The sequence below is a fragment of the Paenalcaligenes niemegkensis genome, assembly GCF_022230885.1.
Lineage (GTDB): Bacteria > Pseudomonadota > Gammaproteobacteria > Burkholderiales > Burkholderiaceae_B > Paenalcaligenes > Paenalcaligenes niemegkensis.
On the sequence record NZ_JAKGCT010000005.1, the window covers coordinates 386,993 to 403,615 of the forward strand.

Annotated in this window: 16 protein-coding genes and 3 pseudogenes; 12 read left to right on the forward strand and 7 right to left on the reverse strand. The window is 52.2% G+C overall.

Annotated features, from left to right (window positions below):
- The 5 genes and pseudogenes from L1889_RS17535 to L1889_RS17555 all read right to left on the reverse strand — a co-directional run bounded on the left by L1889_RS17535 (position 1) and on the right by L1889_RS17555 (position 4,609).
- Complete coding sequence (locus L1889_RS17535; RefSeq protein WP_238666299.1) at positions 1 to 465, reverse strand: tripartite tricarboxylate transporter TctB family protein; 465 nt, start codon at positions 463 to 465, stop codon at positions 1 to 3.
- Positions 466 to 484: 19 nt separating this feature from the next.
- Entirely contained in the window at positions 485 to 1,354 is an 870-nt protein-coding gene (locus tag L1889_RS17540; RefSeq protein WP_238666300.1) for a tripartite tricarboxylate transporter substrate binding protein, read from the reverse strand.
- A 176-nt stretch (positions 1,355 to 1,530) separates the two neighbouring features.
- Complete coding sequence (locus tag L1889_RS17545) at positions 1,531 to 2,265, reverse strand: SDR family NAD(P)-dependent oxidoreductase (RefSeq protein ID WP_238666301.1); 735 nt, start codon at positions 2,263 to 2,265, stop codon at positions 1,531 to 1,533.
- Positions 2,265 to 2,791 (reverse strand): annotated as a pseudogene (locus L1889_RS17550) (2,4'-dihydroxyacetophenone dioxygenase family protein). Before L1889_RS17550 ends, L1889_RS17545 begins: the two are co-directional and overlap by 1 nt.
- Before the next feature lie 714 nt (positions 2,792 to 3,505).
- The gene (locus L1889_RS17555; protein ID WP_238666302.1) at positions 3,506 to 4,609 is read right to left on the reverse strand and encodes a DUF2817 domain-containing protein; all 1,104 of its coding nucleotides are present in this window, start codon (positions 4,607 to 4,609) and stop codon (positions 3,506 to 3,508) included.
- Positions 4,610 to 4,761: 152 nt separating this feature from the next.
- On the opposite strand from L1889_RS17555, the gene L1889_RS17560 reads away from it, so the two are divergent.
- The 5 genes and pseudogenes from L1889_RS17560 to L1889_RS17575 all read left to right on the forward strand — a co-directional run bounded on the left by L1889_RS17560 (position 4,762) and on the right by L1889_RS17575 (position 7,695).
- On the forward strand, positions 4,762 to 5,316 hold the full coding sequence (locus L1889_RS17560) for a transporter substrate-binding domain-containing protein (protein WP_257794038.1): 555 nt from the start codon (positions 4,762 to 4,764) through the stop codon (positions 5,314 to 5,316).
- A 14-nt stretch (positions 5,317 to 5,330) separates the two neighbouring features.
- A complete protein-coding gene (locus L1889_RS18625; protein ID WP_308217701.1) occupies positions 5,331 to 5,501 on the forward strand; it encodes a transporter substrate-binding domain-containing protein in 171 nt (56 codons plus the stop codon).
- 12 nt (positions 5,502 to 5,513) lie between these two features.
- Positions 5,514 to 6,200: an ABC transporter permease gene (locus tag L1889_RS17565; RefSeq protein ID WP_238666303.1), complete on the forward strand. Its 687-nt coding sequence runs from the start codon at positions 5,514 to 5,516 to the stop codon at positions 6,198 to 6,200.
- A complete protein-coding gene (gene hisM / locus L1889_RS17570; RefSeq protein ID WP_238666304.1) occupies positions 6,197 to 6,913 on the forward strand; it encodes a histidine ABC transporter permease HisM in 717 nt (238 codons plus the stop codon). The genes L1889_RS17565 and hisM overlap by 4 nt, the downstream gene beginning before the upstream one ends.
- Before the next feature lie 9 nt (positions 6,914 to 6,922).
- A pseudogene (locus tag L1889_RS17575) lies at positions 6,923 to 7,695 on the forward strand (ABC transporter ATP-binding protein).
- A 287-nt stretch (positions 7,696 to 7,982) separates the two neighbouring features.
- Here the strand turns inward: L1889_RS17575 and L1889_RS17580 are convergent.
- Both L1889_RS17580 and L1889_RS17585 read right to left on the reverse strand, forming a co-directional pair.
- Entirely contained in the window at positions 7,983 to 9,020 is a 1,038-nt protein-coding gene (locus L1889_RS17580; RefSeq protein ID WP_238666305.1) for a Wzz/FepE/Etk N-terminal domain-containing protein, read from the reverse strand.
- A 214-nt stretch (positions 9,021 to 9,234) separates the two neighbouring features.
- On the reverse strand, positions 9,235 to 9,897 hold the full coding sequence (locus L1889_RS17585) for a TetR/AcrR family transcriptional regulator (RefSeq protein WP_238666306.1): 663 nt from the start codon (positions 9,895 to 9,897) through the stop codon (positions 9,235 to 9,237).
- Positions 9,898 to 10,088: 191 nt separating this feature from the next.
- Here L1889_RS17585 and L1889_RS17590 point away from each other — a divergent pair, with 191 nt between their 5' ends.
- From L1889_RS17590 to L1889_RS17620, 7 genes and pseudogenes are all read left to right on the forward strand, one after another.
- Positions 10,089 to 11,435 (forward strand): short-chain fatty acid transporter, encoded by a 1,347-nt coding sequence (locus L1889_RS17590; protein ID WP_238666307.1) that lies wholly within the window; start codon positions 10,089 to 10,091, stop codon positions 11,433 to 11,435.
- 11 nt (positions 11,436 to 11,446) lie between these two features.
- Complete coding sequence (locus tag L1889_RS17595) at positions 11,447 to 13,423, forward strand: acetoacetate--CoA ligase (protein WP_238666308.1); 1,977 nt, start codon at positions 11,447 to 11,449, stop codon at positions 13,421 to 13,423.
- A 178-nt stretch (positions 13,424 to 13,601) separates the two neighbouring features.
- Positions 13,602 to 14,006, forward strand: a complete 405-nt coding sequence (locus tag L1889_RS17600; protein WP_238666309.1) for a beta-ketoacyl-[acyl-carrier-protein] synthase family protein — start codon at positions 13,602 to 13,604, stop codon at positions 14,004 to 14,006.
- Positions 14,007 to 14,149: 143 nt separating this feature from the next.
- A pseudogene (locus tag L1889_RS17605) lies at positions 14,150 to 14,568 on the forward strand (thiolase C-terminal domain-containing protein).
- Between the two features lie 3 nt (positions 14,569 to 14,571).
- Positions 14,572 to 15,012 carry a Zn-ribbon domain-containing OB-fold protein gene (locus L1889_RS17610; protein ID WP_238666311.1) on the forward strand — a complete coding sequence of 147 codons (441 nt, stop codon included), beginning with the start codon at positions 14,572 to 14,574 and terminating at the stop codon, positions 15,010 to 15,012.
- Positions 15,002 to 16,171, forward strand: coding sequence for a thiolase family protein (locus L1889_RS17615; protein WP_238666312.1), 1,170 nt, complete (start codon positions 15,002 to 15,004; stop codon positions 16,169 to 16,171). The genes L1889_RS17610 and L1889_RS17615 overlap by 11 nt, the downstream gene beginning before the upstream one ends.
- The gene (locus L1889_RS17620; protein WP_238666313.1) at positions 16,168 to 16,623 is read left to right on the forward strand and encodes a MaoC family dehydratase; all 456 of its coding nucleotides are present in this window, start codon (positions 16,168 to 16,170) and stop codon (positions 16,621 to 16,623) included. Before L1889_RS17615 ends, L1889_RS17620 begins: the two co-directional genes overlap by 4 nt.

Here is a 16,623-nt window from a genome sequence, read left to right on the forward strand (position 1 = left end):
CTAGAAAGAGAAAGTGGGCAGTGGAACTTGCAGGGCCTTGGCAAAAGCAAACCACATCACTGTGGTGGTGGCTGCGGCAACAATAAGGCCCAGCTTCCATCGTTTGCTTAACCAGGACACCATGACACCAACGATGGCGAAACATACGATGCTGAATCCCAACCACGGAGACAGCACCATATAAGCGGTGATGGCGACAGGCACTGACAGCGCATACAGAAACTGCGTGCTTTTTTTCACGCCATCAGGGCTGGGTTTGTCTTGCTCCTGTCGGTTCTTGAAATCTTTGAAACCCGAAAACAACAATCCTAAAGACCCTAGAAACAGACCACATGCGATCAATGATGGGAAGGTTCCCGGGCCATATGACAGGCCGCCTATATGGGGTAGTGATTGTGCGTAGAGGTATAGCGAGATACTTAAGACAGCCAGTATCGCCCCTGTAAACATGTCATTGATACGCATGGGTATTCCTTAATATCGTTTAGTTGGCCAAGCCAAGCTTCTCGATGAGTTCACCGCTCAGCTCATCAGATTTGGCCATCATGGCGCCAAAGTCTTCAGGGCTGCTCCATTTCACGCCAAAGCCGGTACGTGCCATGAATTCCAGAAACTCGTCGGATTCTGTGACTTTTTTAGCCGCTGCGGAAATAGCCTGTACTGCTTCGTCAGGCATGCCTTTAGGGCCGACCAGACCACGCCAGGTACCTGCATCCAGAGGGCGGCCTGTGGCTTCGCCTATAGTCGGAATATCCGGGTATGCGCTGGAGCGCTCTTCGGTCATGACGGCAATGGTTTTAACCAGGCCGGCATCACGCATGGTTTTGCCTTCGGGAACCGACGAGGCTACGATCTGCACACCACCTGCAACCAGCTCCTGGAAACCGGGAGCTGCACCCTGGCTTGGCACGACAACGACGTTTTTAGGATCTACGTCGTTAATGTTCAATGCCTGAGCCAAGGCCAGGTGATAGGCAGCACCCGCAGGGATACCCGACAGCTTGTAGGTGCCTACAGGGTTGTTGCGGATGTCATCGAACATAGCAGGTACAGAGTCCCACTCGCTTTTTGCACTAATGGTGATCGCCGCTGCGTCGAAGTTGACTTGCGCAATGGGTGTCATGTCTTTGTACGAAACCGGCGACGTTTTCATCCAGTGGTAAGAAGCCAGTTCGGCGGTGGCCAGACCAATGGTGTAGCCATCGGCTTTGGCACGGCTAATGGCAGTGTGGCCAATAACCCCGCCTGCACCCGCGCGGTTGATCACGTTGACGGGTTTGCCCAGCTCTTTTTCCAGGCCAGAGGCCACGAAACGGGCGACGGCATCAGTACCGCCGCCTGCAGACCAGGGCACGATAAGCTGAATAGGGCGTTCGGGGTACGCGGCCAAGGCAGTGGTAGAAACAGCGGTACTGCTAAGTGCGACGGCAGCAGCAATTAAAACAGACTTTTTTCATGAGATATGTCTCCTGGAGGTCGTAACCCCGATGAACGGCTGGAAATAGCGGTCATCGGGGGGAATGACGAGCACTAGTAAGTGGCTCTTCCGCCTGAAAGGTCAAAAACGGCACCCGTATTAAACGAGCAGGCTGCGGAGCAGAGCCACGCTGTCATTTCAGCGACTTCAGCAACCGAGCCCAATCGTTTCATGGGGCTTTTGTCGATCATGGTTTGCACATGGCTTGGCGACATTTGTTTCAGCAATTCCGTCTCGACTGCAGCCGGCGCAATCGCATTTACCAGCACATTGCTGCTGGCCAGCTCTTTGCCCAGTGACTTGGTCAAGGCCAGCACACCCGCTTTGGCAGCGCTGTAAGCCGAGGCATTGGGTGTGCCTTCTTTTCCGGCGAGTGAGGAAATGTTGACGATTCTGCCTTGCTTGGCCTCGTGCATATAAGGTGTGATTGCCCGGCATACGTTGAAAACGCCGACGAGGTTCACATCAATGATTTTCTGCCAGGTGTCCGGGCAATAGCGCCACAGTTCAGTCGTAGGGCCTGCAAAACCGGCATTATTGATCAGCATATCGATGCGACCGGTTTTCTGGTGCAGGTCTGCAGCAGCCGCTTCCAGCGCTGCTGCATCCGTCACATCTACCTGACAGGCCAGTGGGTCGTTGCCATCCGGAGCTAAATCCCAATTGGACACGATAGCGCCACAGGCTCTCAGGCGTTCTGCAATGGCGAAGCCGATGCCTGCACTGGCGCCCGTAACGACGGCGACCTGATCAGAAAAATCGTATTGCACAGGAAAGGCGCTGCTCATTATCGGATGAACTGATCAACGTAGTCTTCGCCCAAACCGACGGCGGTGTAATGCGCACGGCACATGTCGATTTTGGTGAACACGTCCTCAAAGCCAGTACCTTTGCCCCAAGGGTCGGTGTAGTACATCAAGCCGTTTACGGTGAAGTAGGTGATCATTTCCTCTACATCTTCAGGCACGTATAGCGTGTGTGTTTCGCCTGGAGGCTCGTAGACGTAGCTGCCTTCAGTTGCTTCCCAGTCGTGTTCCAGGTAGCGCCAGCGGCCTTTCAGTACAAAGCCGTGTACGGCTTGCGGGTGACGGTGACGGCTCAGCACGCCGGTTTTTCTGACGCGCAGTAAATTCGTCCAGTAGCCTTGGCTGGCGTTCAGACAGAGGGGCGGAACCAGACGTTCTCGGCCTGAGGCACCCAAACGCGCTCATCTTCCGGAATCGCATTGGGAATCACGATTTCAGGCGACGCCTCTTTGGGGTTGGGATATTGGTAAGGAGTAAGCGGATTGTGCTCGGTTGTAGTATCTGTCATTAGGCTGTCCACAGTATGGTCAATTAGTTCGTAGTGTGGATTGCATTGTAGTTTTGTTTTTTAGCCTTTCGTTACTAGGGTTTTCCCTTTATTTGAGGCGCCAAGCAAACTTTAGCCCAAAAAGATTTTGTTTTTAAAAATCCTTATGAGCCAATGGTTTAGGGAGGTGATTTGTTGAGAGCCTTTGTGGGCAAAGTTTTGATGGTTGATGGCTGAAGCAAGAGTCATGCGTGCAAATTGCCCGTTGACGTTGCCTCATTATTTTGAGGTGGGTGCCTGATTTTCAGAGGAAATGGGCCTGTCAGCATTTGTTGAAAGAACTTTTAATTGAAAATCCTTGAATGCTTTCGCAGTGTGCCGCAGTACGCTGAGACCGCGTCTTCTTGTCCTTCTCCGTGCGAGCGCATCGGGGAGCGCCGCGAACAGTGAGTAAAGCAGGAAAAAAGTGAGCGCTGTCCGAAGCGCGCAGCGCAAGTTCGCGAACGCCTGCTTTACTCACTGTTCAAGGGCAGTGCGCAGCACCGCTCAACGCTAAGCGAGTGCGGAGAAGGACAAGAAGACGCCCCTATTGAGGCGCTTTCCGTCTCAATATGAAAAAAACAGGCCACATGGGCCTGTTCCTACGTAGATTAAACAGTAGTATCAGATCAGTTCGAGCAATGCACAGTTCTTAAATTGCGTTACTGTCAGCTTTCTCGCGGACTTTTCTGCTGCTTAGGCTGGTGAGCGCCCGATCGAATATCTGCTTGGTACGTACCCAGGCGGTTTCGCGCCAGTCTTGATCATGTGGAAAAAGTGTTCTAGCAGTTGCTGCTTAGCTTCTTTTCCTGCTTCGCTCAGCCCCTGGGGATCGTCCCCCCTTAGATGCAAATAATGATCAGCCATGACCGGGTGCTCTACCAGATGATGGGTGTAGGTGCCGCATTCAATCACTAGCTGCATGAAGCGTTTGTCTTCCATCATATTGACCAAAGCCTTGGAAGTGTAGCCATCGGTCGAAGCTGAAACCCCTGTTGCACTCGTGTTGCCCATGGCGGTGTAGACCACATATAACCATGGGCCAAAGAGCTCTTTGGCGTCGTCGATGCCGGGGTAGTGGCGGTCTGAGATGGCCATCAGCATCGGGTGGCCGAATTCGCCTGCGCCGGTGTGCAAGTCCATGCAGATAGCGTCTGTACACGACTCAGGCAGCGACTCGAAAATTCTGTGTAGTGTGACATTCGACCACGTGGAGTGCTGTCCCGCAAAAAAAATGCCATCGGGGTCGTGGTGCTGTCCGGCCTGTACCTGGCTTTGCAATGAAGCACGGCCTAGTTCTTCTTCGGCCCTGTCCCAGATAGTTCTGGCCTCGGCCCGCTTTTCTGAATTCAAGGCAGAACGGCCAAACAGTGAGCTGACTCGCTTGTAGACTGAATTTTCGGGGAGTTCGTTTTCGAAATTCACAAAGTTGCGGTTCAGGTCTACGTTATCTTCGTTAACCCGCCGCTGCCACGATGTACCCCAAGGATTGATCAGATGAATGAACAGCAACGCGGTGTCATTTTCCAGGTCGTTTGGGTTCAACTGTTGCAAGTATAAGTTCTGGCACATCGAGCCGTAATAGCCCTCTACGCCATGTGTCCCCGAAATAATAATCAGCCACTTTTTTGCTTCAGGATTGCCGAATTGCGCTACATCTGTGTATAAGGTTTCGCCGTCCCGGCCTTTTAAAGGATGTTCATAGTGACTGAGGACTCCTCCGCGCTGTTTGACGGTGTCCAGAAAGCGCTCTCGATAGGCAGTATAAGAGGGGGCTTCCTGCATTAAAAAAGTATCCATTTTGTCTCCGTTTTCTGGTTTTAGAGGGGGTTTAGGGCTTACCCCAATTGTCTATACATACTAGCAATTTACACTGTAAACCAATACATAAATAGAAACAAGGAGACAAAGTGAAGCTTAAGAATGCAGTTGTAGCAGCCGTGCTTTCGGTATTGGGCAGCACCGCTTTTGCAGCCGAACCCCCTATTCGTTTTGGCGTCGATCCTACGTTTCCGCCATTTGAATCGCGAGATCCCAGCGGGCAGTTGGCCGGCTTTGATATTGAAATGGGGGAGGCGATTTGCGCTGAACTAAAAACCACCTGTGACTGGCAGATTATTAATTTCGACGGTGCAATTCCAGCTCTGAACGCTAAAAAAATTGACGGTATTTTGTCGGGTTTTACGATTACCGAACAACGATCTAAGCAGGTGAGTTTTTCCACTCCGCTTTATTCAACAGCCTCTCGCATCATGACGCAGAAAAAGAATGATTTCGAGACCAATGCAGAAGCACTGAAGGGAAAACATATCGGTATCGTGCAGGGGACATCGCAGGCAGCTTATGCCAACAAGCACTGGCGCAACAAGGGCATTAATCTGGTCAGCTATCAAAACGATGATCTGGCCAAGCAAGATCTAGCGCTCGGACGTATCGACGGCACGCTGCAAAACGCGGCCTCGGCAGAAGTCTTTTTGAGACACCGGATGGGGCAGACTTCCATTTAACGGGCGAGCCCATCGTGGACGTTGAAGTGTTTGGTGTGGGCGCAGGCATAGGAATACGTAAAGACGATACCGAACGCCTGGAGAAAATCAATCAGGCAGTGGCATCCATCCGGGCCAGTGGGTTATATGACGAGATTTTAGGGCGCTACAGTAAGTACGGTTTACTTGCTCCTATTACAGACTAACAGGACAGCCTTATGTTGCACGGCTATCTCCCTCTGATACTAAAAGGGGTGTCCATCACCGCGGCTTTGGCACTATGCGCCATTTTGCTATCGACCTTTGTAGGCATTGTGGGAGCGTTATTAAAAGGCTCTCATCTACGCCTGGTTCGTGCCGCGGCAGACCTCTACACCACCTTAAACCGCGGCGTTCCTGATTTGGTCATTATGCTGCTGGTGTTTTACAACCTGCAAATGCTGGTCAATTATCTTTGTAGCCTATTGAATATTCAGCGCGTTGAAATAGACGCCTTTACGGCAGGGGTTATCACTCTGGCCTTTATTCACGGCGCCTACATGACCGAAACCTTCAGGGGTGCACTCGGCGCGATTCCTTCAGGCCAGGCGGAAGCCGGTTTATCCACAGGCATGAGTCCGTGGTCGGTATTCTGGAGAATCACATTTCCTCAAATGCTTCGTTACGCGATTCCGGGCTATAGCAATAATATTCAGGTGGTTATCAAGTCGACCGCACTGGTATCGATTATTGGTCTGGTCGATATTATTAGTATTACGCAGCAGGCCGGGCGTTCGACTCAGCAGCTCTTCTTTTTTAATCTGGTTGCGGCTGGAGTGTATTTAGCCTTTACCTGTGTGGCGCTGGCTGCCTTATCCATGATTAACAAGCGCGTCAATCGGGGCACCAAAGGGGTACGGCTATGATGGATATTATTAAGCAGTATGGCCCCGAGTACCTGGGCTACGCCGATGGTTTTCATCTTAGCGGCCTGATGATGACCTTATGGATATTGGTGCTCTCCATGACCATCGGTATGCTGCTGTCGATCCCTTTGGCCATTTTGCGCGTGTCCTCTAACCGGGTGCTTAGCGGCATGGTTAAGGCCTATACCTTTGTGTTTAGAGGAACGCCTTTGTATGTGCAGTTGTTGCTGGTATATACCGGCTTCTTCAGTTTGGGTTTTGTACGTTCTTCCGATTTCTTGTCTGACTTCTTTCGCAGTGGTCTGAACTGTGTAATTCTTGCCTTTAGCGTGAACTGCTGCGCCTATCTGACTGAAGTGCTGGCAGGATCGATACGGTCCATTCCCGCCGAAGAAATCGAGGCGGCACGTGCTTATGGTTACTCGCCCTATAAGCTGTACACGCAGGTTATTTTGCCTTCTGCGCTGAAGCGAGCGCTGCCTTATTACAGCAACGAAGTTATTTTGCTGCTGCATAGCACCTCTATTGCCTTTACAGCTACTGTGCCCGAGCTATTGAAAATAGCCCGAGACGTAAACAGTGAGACCTTTGCTCCCTTTACTTCATTCGGGATTGCAGGTGCCATTTACGCCATTATTGCCACTATTCTGGTGGTCAGTTTCCGTCGAATCGAGCGCCGTTCTTTGGTGTTCTTGCGCCCTGCGACGCGCTAAGGAATAAACATGCATAATTTAAGCGTTACGAATATTCATAAAAGCTATGGCAACAACGATGTGCTGCGTGGGGTGTCGCTCACTGCCAATAAGGGTGACGTTATTAGCGTTATTGGGTCAAGCGGTTCAGGTAAAAGCACATTTCTGCGTTGTATTAATTTACTCGAACAACCCAGTTCGGGCTCTATTAGCCTAGGCGACGAAAACCTAAGTCTCAGTCCGTGTAAACGCAACCGCAACGAGTTGACTGCTACCTGCAGAAAACAATTGCAGCGCTTCAGGTCGCGTCTGGGAATGGTTTTTCAGCATTTTAATCTGTGGTCACACATGACGGCACTTGAGAACATTTGCTCGCCGTTAATTCATGTGCTGAAGCTTTCCAAAAGCGAAGCCCAGGAACGAGCACGTGTTTACTTAAAAAAGTCGGACTGGATGAGCAGGTAGAAAGCAAGTTTCCATCTCAGCTATCAGGTGGCCAGCAGCAACGGGTAGCGATTGCCCGTGCCTTGGCGCTTGAGCCCGAGGTCTTGCTTTTCGACGAGCCGACGTCAGCTTTAGACCCCGAGCTGGTGGGGGAGGTATTGCGGGTTATGCAAGCCTTGGCCGAAGAAGGACGCACCATGATCGTAGTTACCCACGAAATGGAGTTCGCTCGCAACGTTTCTAATCATCTGGTGTTTTTGCATCAAGGTCTCGTCGAGGAAGAGGGCGACCCAACCGAGGTGCTTAGCAACCCCCAAAGCCAGCGCTTAACCCAGTTTTTATCAGGCCGCTTGAAGTGAGTGTTTCCCGTCTTGAGCGCCGGTTGGCGCAGCTGGCCGAGTTCACAGATTCGAGCTTGCCCTACCGTCGCCTTGTCCTCCTCGGTGCGAGCGCATCGGGGAGCGCCGCGAACAGTGAGCGCAGCAGGGAAAAAGAGAGCGTTGTCCGAAGCGCGTAGCGCAAGTTCGCGAACGCCTGCTGTGCTCACTGTTCAAGGGCAGTGCGCAGCACCGCTCAACGCTAAGCTCGCACCGAGGAGGACAAGGCGGCGACGGTGTCCCCGCTTACTGCGAACGCAATGCGGCCCTTAAAAGCACCAGCATACAGGAGGCCATGAAGCCCAGCACCAGCGCCACGGCCAGTACCAATGCTTTTTGGGAGCGGTAGGCGCGAAGGGAACCATGGCTGCCTGATCCACCACCGCCGTTTTAAACTCCGGACCGGGAATGACGGTTAGCAGTATGTTGTCTAGCTGACGCTGCAACAAAGGCAAATCGTCAATATAGGGATCGAAGTTTTGACGTCCTTCCAGTATGTTCAGTTCGGCCTTCAGGGCATTTGAGCCCCGCAAGTACATGGTTTCGCCGGTGTACGAGGTGATCAGGTTTCCGGAGCTGGGCGATTGTTCTAACTGGATGCTATCGGCGATGCTTAGCGCATCTCGGACGCGGCTGATCTGGTTGTCATTTTCTATTTTCGCCTGAGTTCGCAACACCGCGATACGCGATTCGATGGCACGAATTTGTTCATCGCGCTGTACTTTCAGGTTATTTAGCAATTCGGCTTGCGACAGGACCAGTGCCTGCTCTATATATTTATTTAGCCATCTGGCTGATAGAGCGGGGTCTTCAAGCTTAAGGGTGATGATGGTTTCGAACTCTTCTGGCTTGCGCGGTAAATTAATATTTAATTGTTCGGTGAAACGCGCAAATAGTCTTTCTTGTTCTAATGCAGTGGCATTAGCCCGATAATGAGAAAGATAATTATTTACAAAAAAGTCTTGTTTTAAGCTTTGTGACGTAAGCGTACGCTGAAATGCGCTATAAGCGCCGTCTACATTAATATCAGAAAGCAATGATTTAACCAGGATTTCTTTTTGTTTTGCGTTTTCTTCAGAAATCAGGATGTTGGGATCTGCCATACGCACTACCAGGCGATAGCTTTGTATGGCTGCAGGTGTCGCCGGTACCAGCACTGCCTGGCTTTGATAGGTGGGCTTTACTACAGCCAGATAAACGGCAGCAGCGACCATAAATAAAGCGGTTATTGCAACAATGGTAATTTTTGAATTCCACAACTGCTTAAGCAACTGGACTACGTCAATTTCATCTGGATGCTGAGTCAATGTACAAGCCTTTTGTAACTCGGGTTTTTAAAAACGGTACTAAGTGTAGCACTTGGAATTTAACTGAAACAATTAACGTTATAAAACGTTATTTCGTTTGCTTAGTACGTGCCATTACTTAAAACGTCCGGTTTCAGAATAACCTGATATCGTAGCGCATCAATATTGCATACTTACTACAAAAGGCGAAGCCAGTTGACGCTCAGAGAGGGCTTTAACCGCCAGCTGCCTTCTGCGCTTCTACCTCTGAATTCACCTGGTTCATTACAAAGTCCGAGAAATAGTCGGCAATTTTATCTATTGAGTCGGGGGCTCCAGGCCGCAGCCATAGGTAACTGTAGTGATGCATTCCGAGCACCGCCTTGACCATCAGTGGGTTCATGGTGGTTAAGCCTTTTTCATCATGCAGCCCCTGTAAGAGCGTCCGCCAGTGCTGCTCGTAATTTTTATGCAGCTCTAGCAATTCAGCTCGTCTGTTGCCCACAATGGAATGCGTTTCCCTGAAGCAGACAGTAAGCTCTGCGAGGTCGTCACTAATGGTACGCATGACGACCTTAGAGAAGTCACGCAGCTTTTCTTCAGCGCTTTTGCCATTGTGGATGATGCCATCGGCGACTTTATTCAGCTCAATTAAATAGCGCGAGGTGACATTGAAGAGCAGCTCTTCTTTGCTGCCGATGTGATAGTACAGTGCGCCCCTTCCCAGTCCTATAGCCTGTTCCAGGTCGCTCATCCCCGTGGCATGGAAGCCTTTTTGGGCAAACAGCTCAGCGGCGATTTTGTAGATTCGCTCTTTGGTTGCCTGAGCATCGCTGCCACCGGTGTCTAGAGTCGTATGCTGTTTGTTTTTAGCTAAGGAGCTGGATGTATTTGGCATGGATGTCTGCTTCTCAAGTCGAGCACAAGTGCTTAATTATTATATTAAGCCTCTATTGTACCGATCGATCGACATTGATAAACACCTATTGACCGGTCGGTACAAGATACTTATACTTTTATCGAAGCTCGACATTCGAAGCCTTAAGGCAATAACAATCAAAACCGATGTGCCAATAATAGGAGACAACTATGTTGAAAGCAGCAGGCGCATTTTGCGCCAGGTTTTCCAGAAAGTATGTGCCGAACCCTTTTGTGTTCGCCATACTGATCACCCTTTTTATTTTCGTAGTAGGGATAACCGCAACACCATCGTCTGCCATGGATATGGTGTCTTATTGGTACCTAGGTTTCTGGGATCTGCTTAACTTTTCAATGCAGATGGTTGCCATTCTGTTGTTTGGCTATGTGCTCGCCTCGTCGCCACCCGTACGCCGCATTATTGTTAAGGCTGCAACCCTGCCCAACTCGCCGGGCCAGGCCATTATGCTGATCACCTTGCTGGCGATTGGTTTTGGTTACCTTAGCTGGGGACTGGGGCTGATTGTGGGGGCGATTGCGGCCAAAGAGGTTTGCTACCAGGCGAAGCGCCGGCAAATCAAAGTGCATTATCCGCTTGCTGCTGCGGCGGGTTTTACTGCCCTGATTATGTTCAATAACGGTTTTTCGGCCTCGGCTCCGTTGCTGGTTAACACCGAAGGGCATTTTCTGTATGACGCTATCGGTTTAATTCCGGTAACCGAGACCATTTTTGCCATACCCAGCCTGATTACCCTTGCTCTCTTTACGGTGTGTATTCCGCTTGTTTATCGAGCGATGCACCCTGACAGCGCGGACGTTGAGGAAATTCCGGATAGAACCCCTGTTATCGAGGCCGAAGCGCCTGCTCATGGCAACGAGCCCAAAACTCTCGCAGAAAAGCTTGAGGAATCAAGGTTGCTGTCTTACATCATTGTGCTAGGTGGTTTGATTTACATCGTTTATCACTTCATGACACGCGGTTTCGACCTTAACCTGAACCTCATCAACTTCAGCTTGATGATCATCGGAATGGCTACCTATAAAACGCCAATTGCCTACGTAAAGGCAATTGACGAAGGCATTACCGCCTGCGGGCAGATTGTGCTTCAGTTTCCGTTCTATGCCGGCATCATGGGCATGATGGCTAAATCGGGCCTCGTTGAAACCTTTGCTAATTTGCTGATTTCAGTTTCGAACCAGTACACGCTGCCCCTTACGTCCTTTTACAGTGCAGCATTAATTAATCTGGCAATTCCTTCAGCTGGCGGACAATGGGCAGTACAGGGGCCAATTCTGGTCGATGCCGCCCAGAAACTAGATGTGGATATAAGCCTGATCGTCATGGCGTATTCCTACGGGGATCAGCTCACTAATGGCATTCAGCCAATGTGGATGCTACCGCTATTGGGTATTGCTGCGCTTAAGGCTCGTGACATCCTGGGCTACACCGCAGTCATGATGATCGTTGCCTTCATCATCTTCAATCTGGGCCTTGGCCTCTTTCCCTACCTGTTTTAGGAGGAGCAATTATGCATAACGATAATCAAGCACCGATTCTGTGGACACCCACGGCCGATCAAATCACAGGCACGCAGATTCACAAGTTTGCCGAACGGGTTAATGTGCCCTCGCAAAGTTATAGCGACCTGCACCGATACTCTATTGCGGAAATGCCGGCCTTCTGGGAGAACTTCATTGAGTTCTCGGGGCTGATCTACGAAGGTAGCTGGAAGCAGGCCGTGGAGGCAGGTTCGTCCATGGCCGAGGCACGTTTCTTTAACGGCATGAAGCTAAATCTGGCCGAAAATATGCTGGCCGGAGAGGCTGATGAGGTATTGGTCATAGAAACCAATGAGTACGGGGTGCAGGCTTCGTACACGCGCTCGCAAATTCGCCGGCAAGTGGCGCAGTTGCAGGCCAGCCTCAAAAATTTAGGCATTAGCCCTCAAGATCGCGTGGTGGGATTGCTGCCAAACAAGGTCGAAGCCCTGGTGTCCATGCTGGCGGTGACGTCGCTGGGCGCTATCTGGTCGTCATGCTCGCCTGAGTTCGGGGTAACCGGTATTACCGATCGTTTTGGGCAGGTCACGCCCAAACTGTTTATTGCCTGCTCTGACTATTTGTATAACGGCGTGCAGCACGATACGTTGGCAAAAATCGCCGATGTGCTGGCGATTACACCTAGCGTCGAGTCCTTGATTATTGTGGGGAATGCTCCTGAAAGCCTGAGTGGCCTGCCAGTGCACAACTATGCTCAGATGCTGGAAAATGAGGCGCTTGAACCTTCGTTCGAGCGCTTCCCATTCGACCATCCTGCTTTTATTGTGTACACCTCAGGCACCACGGGCCTGCCTAAATGCATTGTGCACCGTAGCGGTGGGATTTTAATTAATCTTAAAAAAGAACATGCCCTGCATTGCGATGTGCGGGCAGGCGATCGCATGCTGTACTACACCAATACTGCATGGATGATGTATCACTGGCTGGTGCTTTCCATGGCGTCGGGCGCATCCATCGTCTTGTATGACGGTGCGGCTATTCCTAAAACCGCGTCCGGCTTGAATTACGACATTCTTTGGGAGCAGACTTCTACCCTGAACGTGAGCCATTTTGGCACCAGTCCCAAATACCTGGCGTTGCTTGAAGAGGCCGGTCGTTCGCCGTCCAAAACGCATGGCTTTGACTCGCTGCGCATGGTGATGTCGGCAGGCGCGCCCTTAACCCCGGAGAACTTTGCCTGGATCTACAACCACGTTAATGATGACTTATGCGTGGCCTCGATTTCTGGCGGTACCGAAATTCTGGGGTGTTTTGTGATGGGCAACCCCTCACGCCCTGTGCGCGCCGGCGAGATCCAGGGGCCTGCCTTGGGTATGGCTGTACAAGTGCTGGATGATCGCAAGGTCAGCGTGGTCGGTAAAAAAGGGGACCTCGTGTGTACCGAGCCTTTCCCTTCGATGCCTTTGACCTTTTGGGGTGAAAACGGTGACGCGCGTTTCTACGACGAGTATTTTGCCGAGATTCCGGGAATTTGGGTCCACGGCGACCTGGCCGAGATTCGCCCCAGTGGCGGTGTGGTGATTTCGGGGCGTACCGACACCACCTTGAAGCCGGGTGGCGTTCGTATCGGCACAGGCGAGATCTACCGTATTCTTGAAGGAATGGAAGAAATTCAGGATTCGCTGGTGGTGGGCTACCCCGTGCAGGGCGATATGGAGATCTGGCTTTTTGTGGTGTGTGCGGGCTCTGCCACCCTTGACGAGAATCTGCGCAAGCGCATTGTGCATGAGCTGCGTCACAAGGGATCGCCGCGCCATGTGCCCCGTCGTATTGTTGCCGTTGAAGACATTCCCTACACGCTAAGCGGGAAGAAAGTCGAAAAAGCCGTGTTGCAGAAATTGATGGGCAAAGCGGTCACCAATGTGGGTTCGCTGTCGAATCCCAATGCGCTGGACTCCATTAAAAGCAGTGTGGAAGAGCAGTTAAGCAACGAGGCCAGGACATGAGTATCGACGCCGCCATTGTTGGAGTAGCCGAATTGGCGCCACGTCGCCAATCGGTGGACGAAACCACACTGGGCTTAATTGCGAAAGTGTCGATTGCGGCGTTGCGCGACGCTCAGATGGAACCCGGTGCTATCGATGGCTTGTTCGTGGGCGTGCAGGTGGGGAAACCCCTCAGCATGTGCCGGCGACGGTTGCCGAATATCTGGGTATTCAGCCTGCAGTGGCAAGTCTGGTTGACCTCGGAGGGGCCACCGCCATTGGTATGGCATGGCGCGCTGCTGCCGCAATTTCTGCAGGCATGTGTACGACGGCGTTGTGTGTACTCGCTAATACACGTGAAGAAACCCAGCCCCGATCGCCGAATCGTAACCCCATTCGCGAGTTCGACGTGCCTTTCGGAGCCTCGGGTGCCAACATCAGCTATGCCTTGCTGGCTGCACGGCATATGCACGAATACGGAACCACTTCCGAGCAACTGGCCAGGGCCGTGGTCATGCAGCGCGATAATGCGCAACAGCATCCGGATGCTTTTTCCGTGATCGCCGGATCACCGTCGAGGAAGTGCTGGCGTCTCCGATGGTAGTCAGTCCTTTCAGGCTTTTCGACATCGTGATGCCATGTGCGGGCGGCGCAGCCTTTATTGTGACCAGCGCGAAACAGGCACGGGAAAGGTCTGACGCCATCATTCGCATTGCCGGCGCCGGTGAGAAAATCACGCACCGGGCCATGTCTCAGGCTCCATCACTCACCAGCGGGCCATTAAAGGCGGCGATTTCCGGAGCCTTCAAGCAGGCTGGAGTGGACCGTACAAAAATGGACACGTTGTCACTTTACGATTGCTACAGCATTATGTTGCCCATCACGCTCGAAGATGCGGGCTTTTGTGCTCCGGGGCAGGGCGGGCCCTGGCTGGCCGAGCACGACACCCGATGGAATGGCGATTTGCCTATTAATACACACGGGGGCAGCTCTCCTTTGGCCAGGCCGATCTCGCGGGAGGTATGTCGCATATTGTTGAAACAGTGCGGCAACTTCGGCAGCAGGCTGAAGGCCGTCAAGTACCAAACGCGGCGTGGGGGCTGGTGACCGGAAACGGCGCCACCCTTAGCGAAGCCACGGCGCTGGTTCTACATCGGGAGGCTTGAGCCATGACGAAAATCCTAGCCAAACCTAATCCTACCGTTACCCCGGTGACCGCGTCTTTCTGGGCCAGGGCCGCTGAGCAGGTGCTTGAGTTGCAGCGGTGCACGGCGTGTCAGGCGACGATTTTTTATCCTCGACGCCATTGTCCTCATTGCTGGAACGAAGATCTGACGACCTTTGAAAGCGCGGGGCGCGGCAAGGTAGCGTCTATTGTGGAAGTCCATCGTGCCGGGCATCCTTCATTTCAGGCAGAAACGCCTTATTACGTAGCGCTGATCGATCTTGAGGAAGGCGTTCGCTTATTAAGCAATGTGTATGGCCCTGAAGGCCACCGGGTCCCGGTCGGGGCGCTCGTGGAGTTGGCCTGGAAGCAGCAGAATGATTTTTTGCTGCCGGTTTTTAATTTACGTGACACTAACAGAACGGAGGCGCAGCATGAACAATGATGTCGTCTTGCTAGACGGTTTACGGACCCCCTTTGGCCGCTTCAAAGGGGCCTTGGCACCCATTGAAAGCCGCACACTGAATGCCGCATTGATTAAGGCCTTGATCGGCCGCAATCCTGACGTAGAGCACTGCGATGGTGTAATTCTGGGCCAGGTGTTACAGGGCGGACTGGGACAGAATCCCGCTCGTCTGGCAGCCGCGGAGGGCGGCGTCAGTCTTAGCGTGCCAGCAATCACGCTTAACAACGTATGCCTGGCGGGATTGGCATCGGTGGCTGATGCCAAGCGGCGTATTCAGTGCGGCGAGGGCGAGCTTTATGTCGTGGGCGGTGGCGATTCGATGAGTCGCGGACGTCATGCCGCCGTTTTGCGTGAGGGTGTTGCCGGGCTAAAACCCGTTAACCTGATTGATACCACGCAAAGCGACGGCCTGTGGTGCGGCATTCAAGACGCGGGCATGGGCCCCTTGTCTGACGAGCTGAATGCCAAACTGAATATCAGCCGCGATGATCAGGACGCCTTTGCGCTGCAATCGCATCAGCGTGCAGCGGCTGCGCAAGACAGCGGGTTTTTCGGTGACGAAATTTACCTGAATCCCGAGGTTTACGAGCTGGAAAGCGATGAGGGTGTCAGGAGAAATAGCAGTCTCGAAGGGCTGCAGCGCTTGAAACCCGCTTTCTCCACTGACGGCAGCTTGACCGCCGGGAATTCATCACAAATGAGTGACGGTGCCGCCATTGGGGTGGTGGCGTCGGCTGAGTATGCCCGACGCCATGAGCGAACTCCGCTTGCCTATGTCGTCGAGACGGCACAGACGGCTGGCCCGGACACCAGTCTGCACCTTCGTCCTGCCGATGCTATTTCTGCTGTATTAAAGAAGACCGGGCTTAGCGTCGACGACATTGATTTGTTTGAAATCAACGAAGCCTTTGCGTCGGTGGCCCTGGCCAGTGCACGCAAACTGAGTCTTCCGCTGGATAAGGTGAACGTCAACGGTGGGGCGATTGCCATTGGGCATCCCTTGGGAGGCAGCGGTTTTCGCTTGCTGTTGACATTGGCTCGTGCTTTGGAGCGCAACAAAAAACGATTTGGGATAGCCGCGATGTGCGGGGGCGGTGGACAAGGGTTTGCCGTATTACTAGAAAGGAGAGGTTCATGAGCGATGCAGTTAATGGGTGGACAGCCACCTTACATGGCATGCCTGAGGTAGGGCAGAAAGCTGAAGCGGTCAAGACGATGCAACAGTCGGATATTGAACTGTTTAGCGCCCTAACCGGAGATCGTCAGCCTTTGCACACGAACCCTGAGCTAGCTAAAGCCTCTCGCTTTGGTGGCGTGATCGTACAGGGTGGCGTAACCAGTGGTTTGCTTAACGCCGTTGTGGCTGAGCAATTACCCGGGCCGGGCAGTGTGTTTTTAAACGTGGACTGGAATTTTTCCAAACCAGTGTATTTAGATGACACAATCACCGCTACCGTAGAAATACTGGAAGTTCGGCCCGATAAACCCATTTGCGTTTTGAAAACCGTGATTAGCAATCAAAAAGGCGAGGTCTGCCTTGAAGGTAAAGCCACAACTTACACCGCAGAGCTTAAAGGATTAATTCCCTAA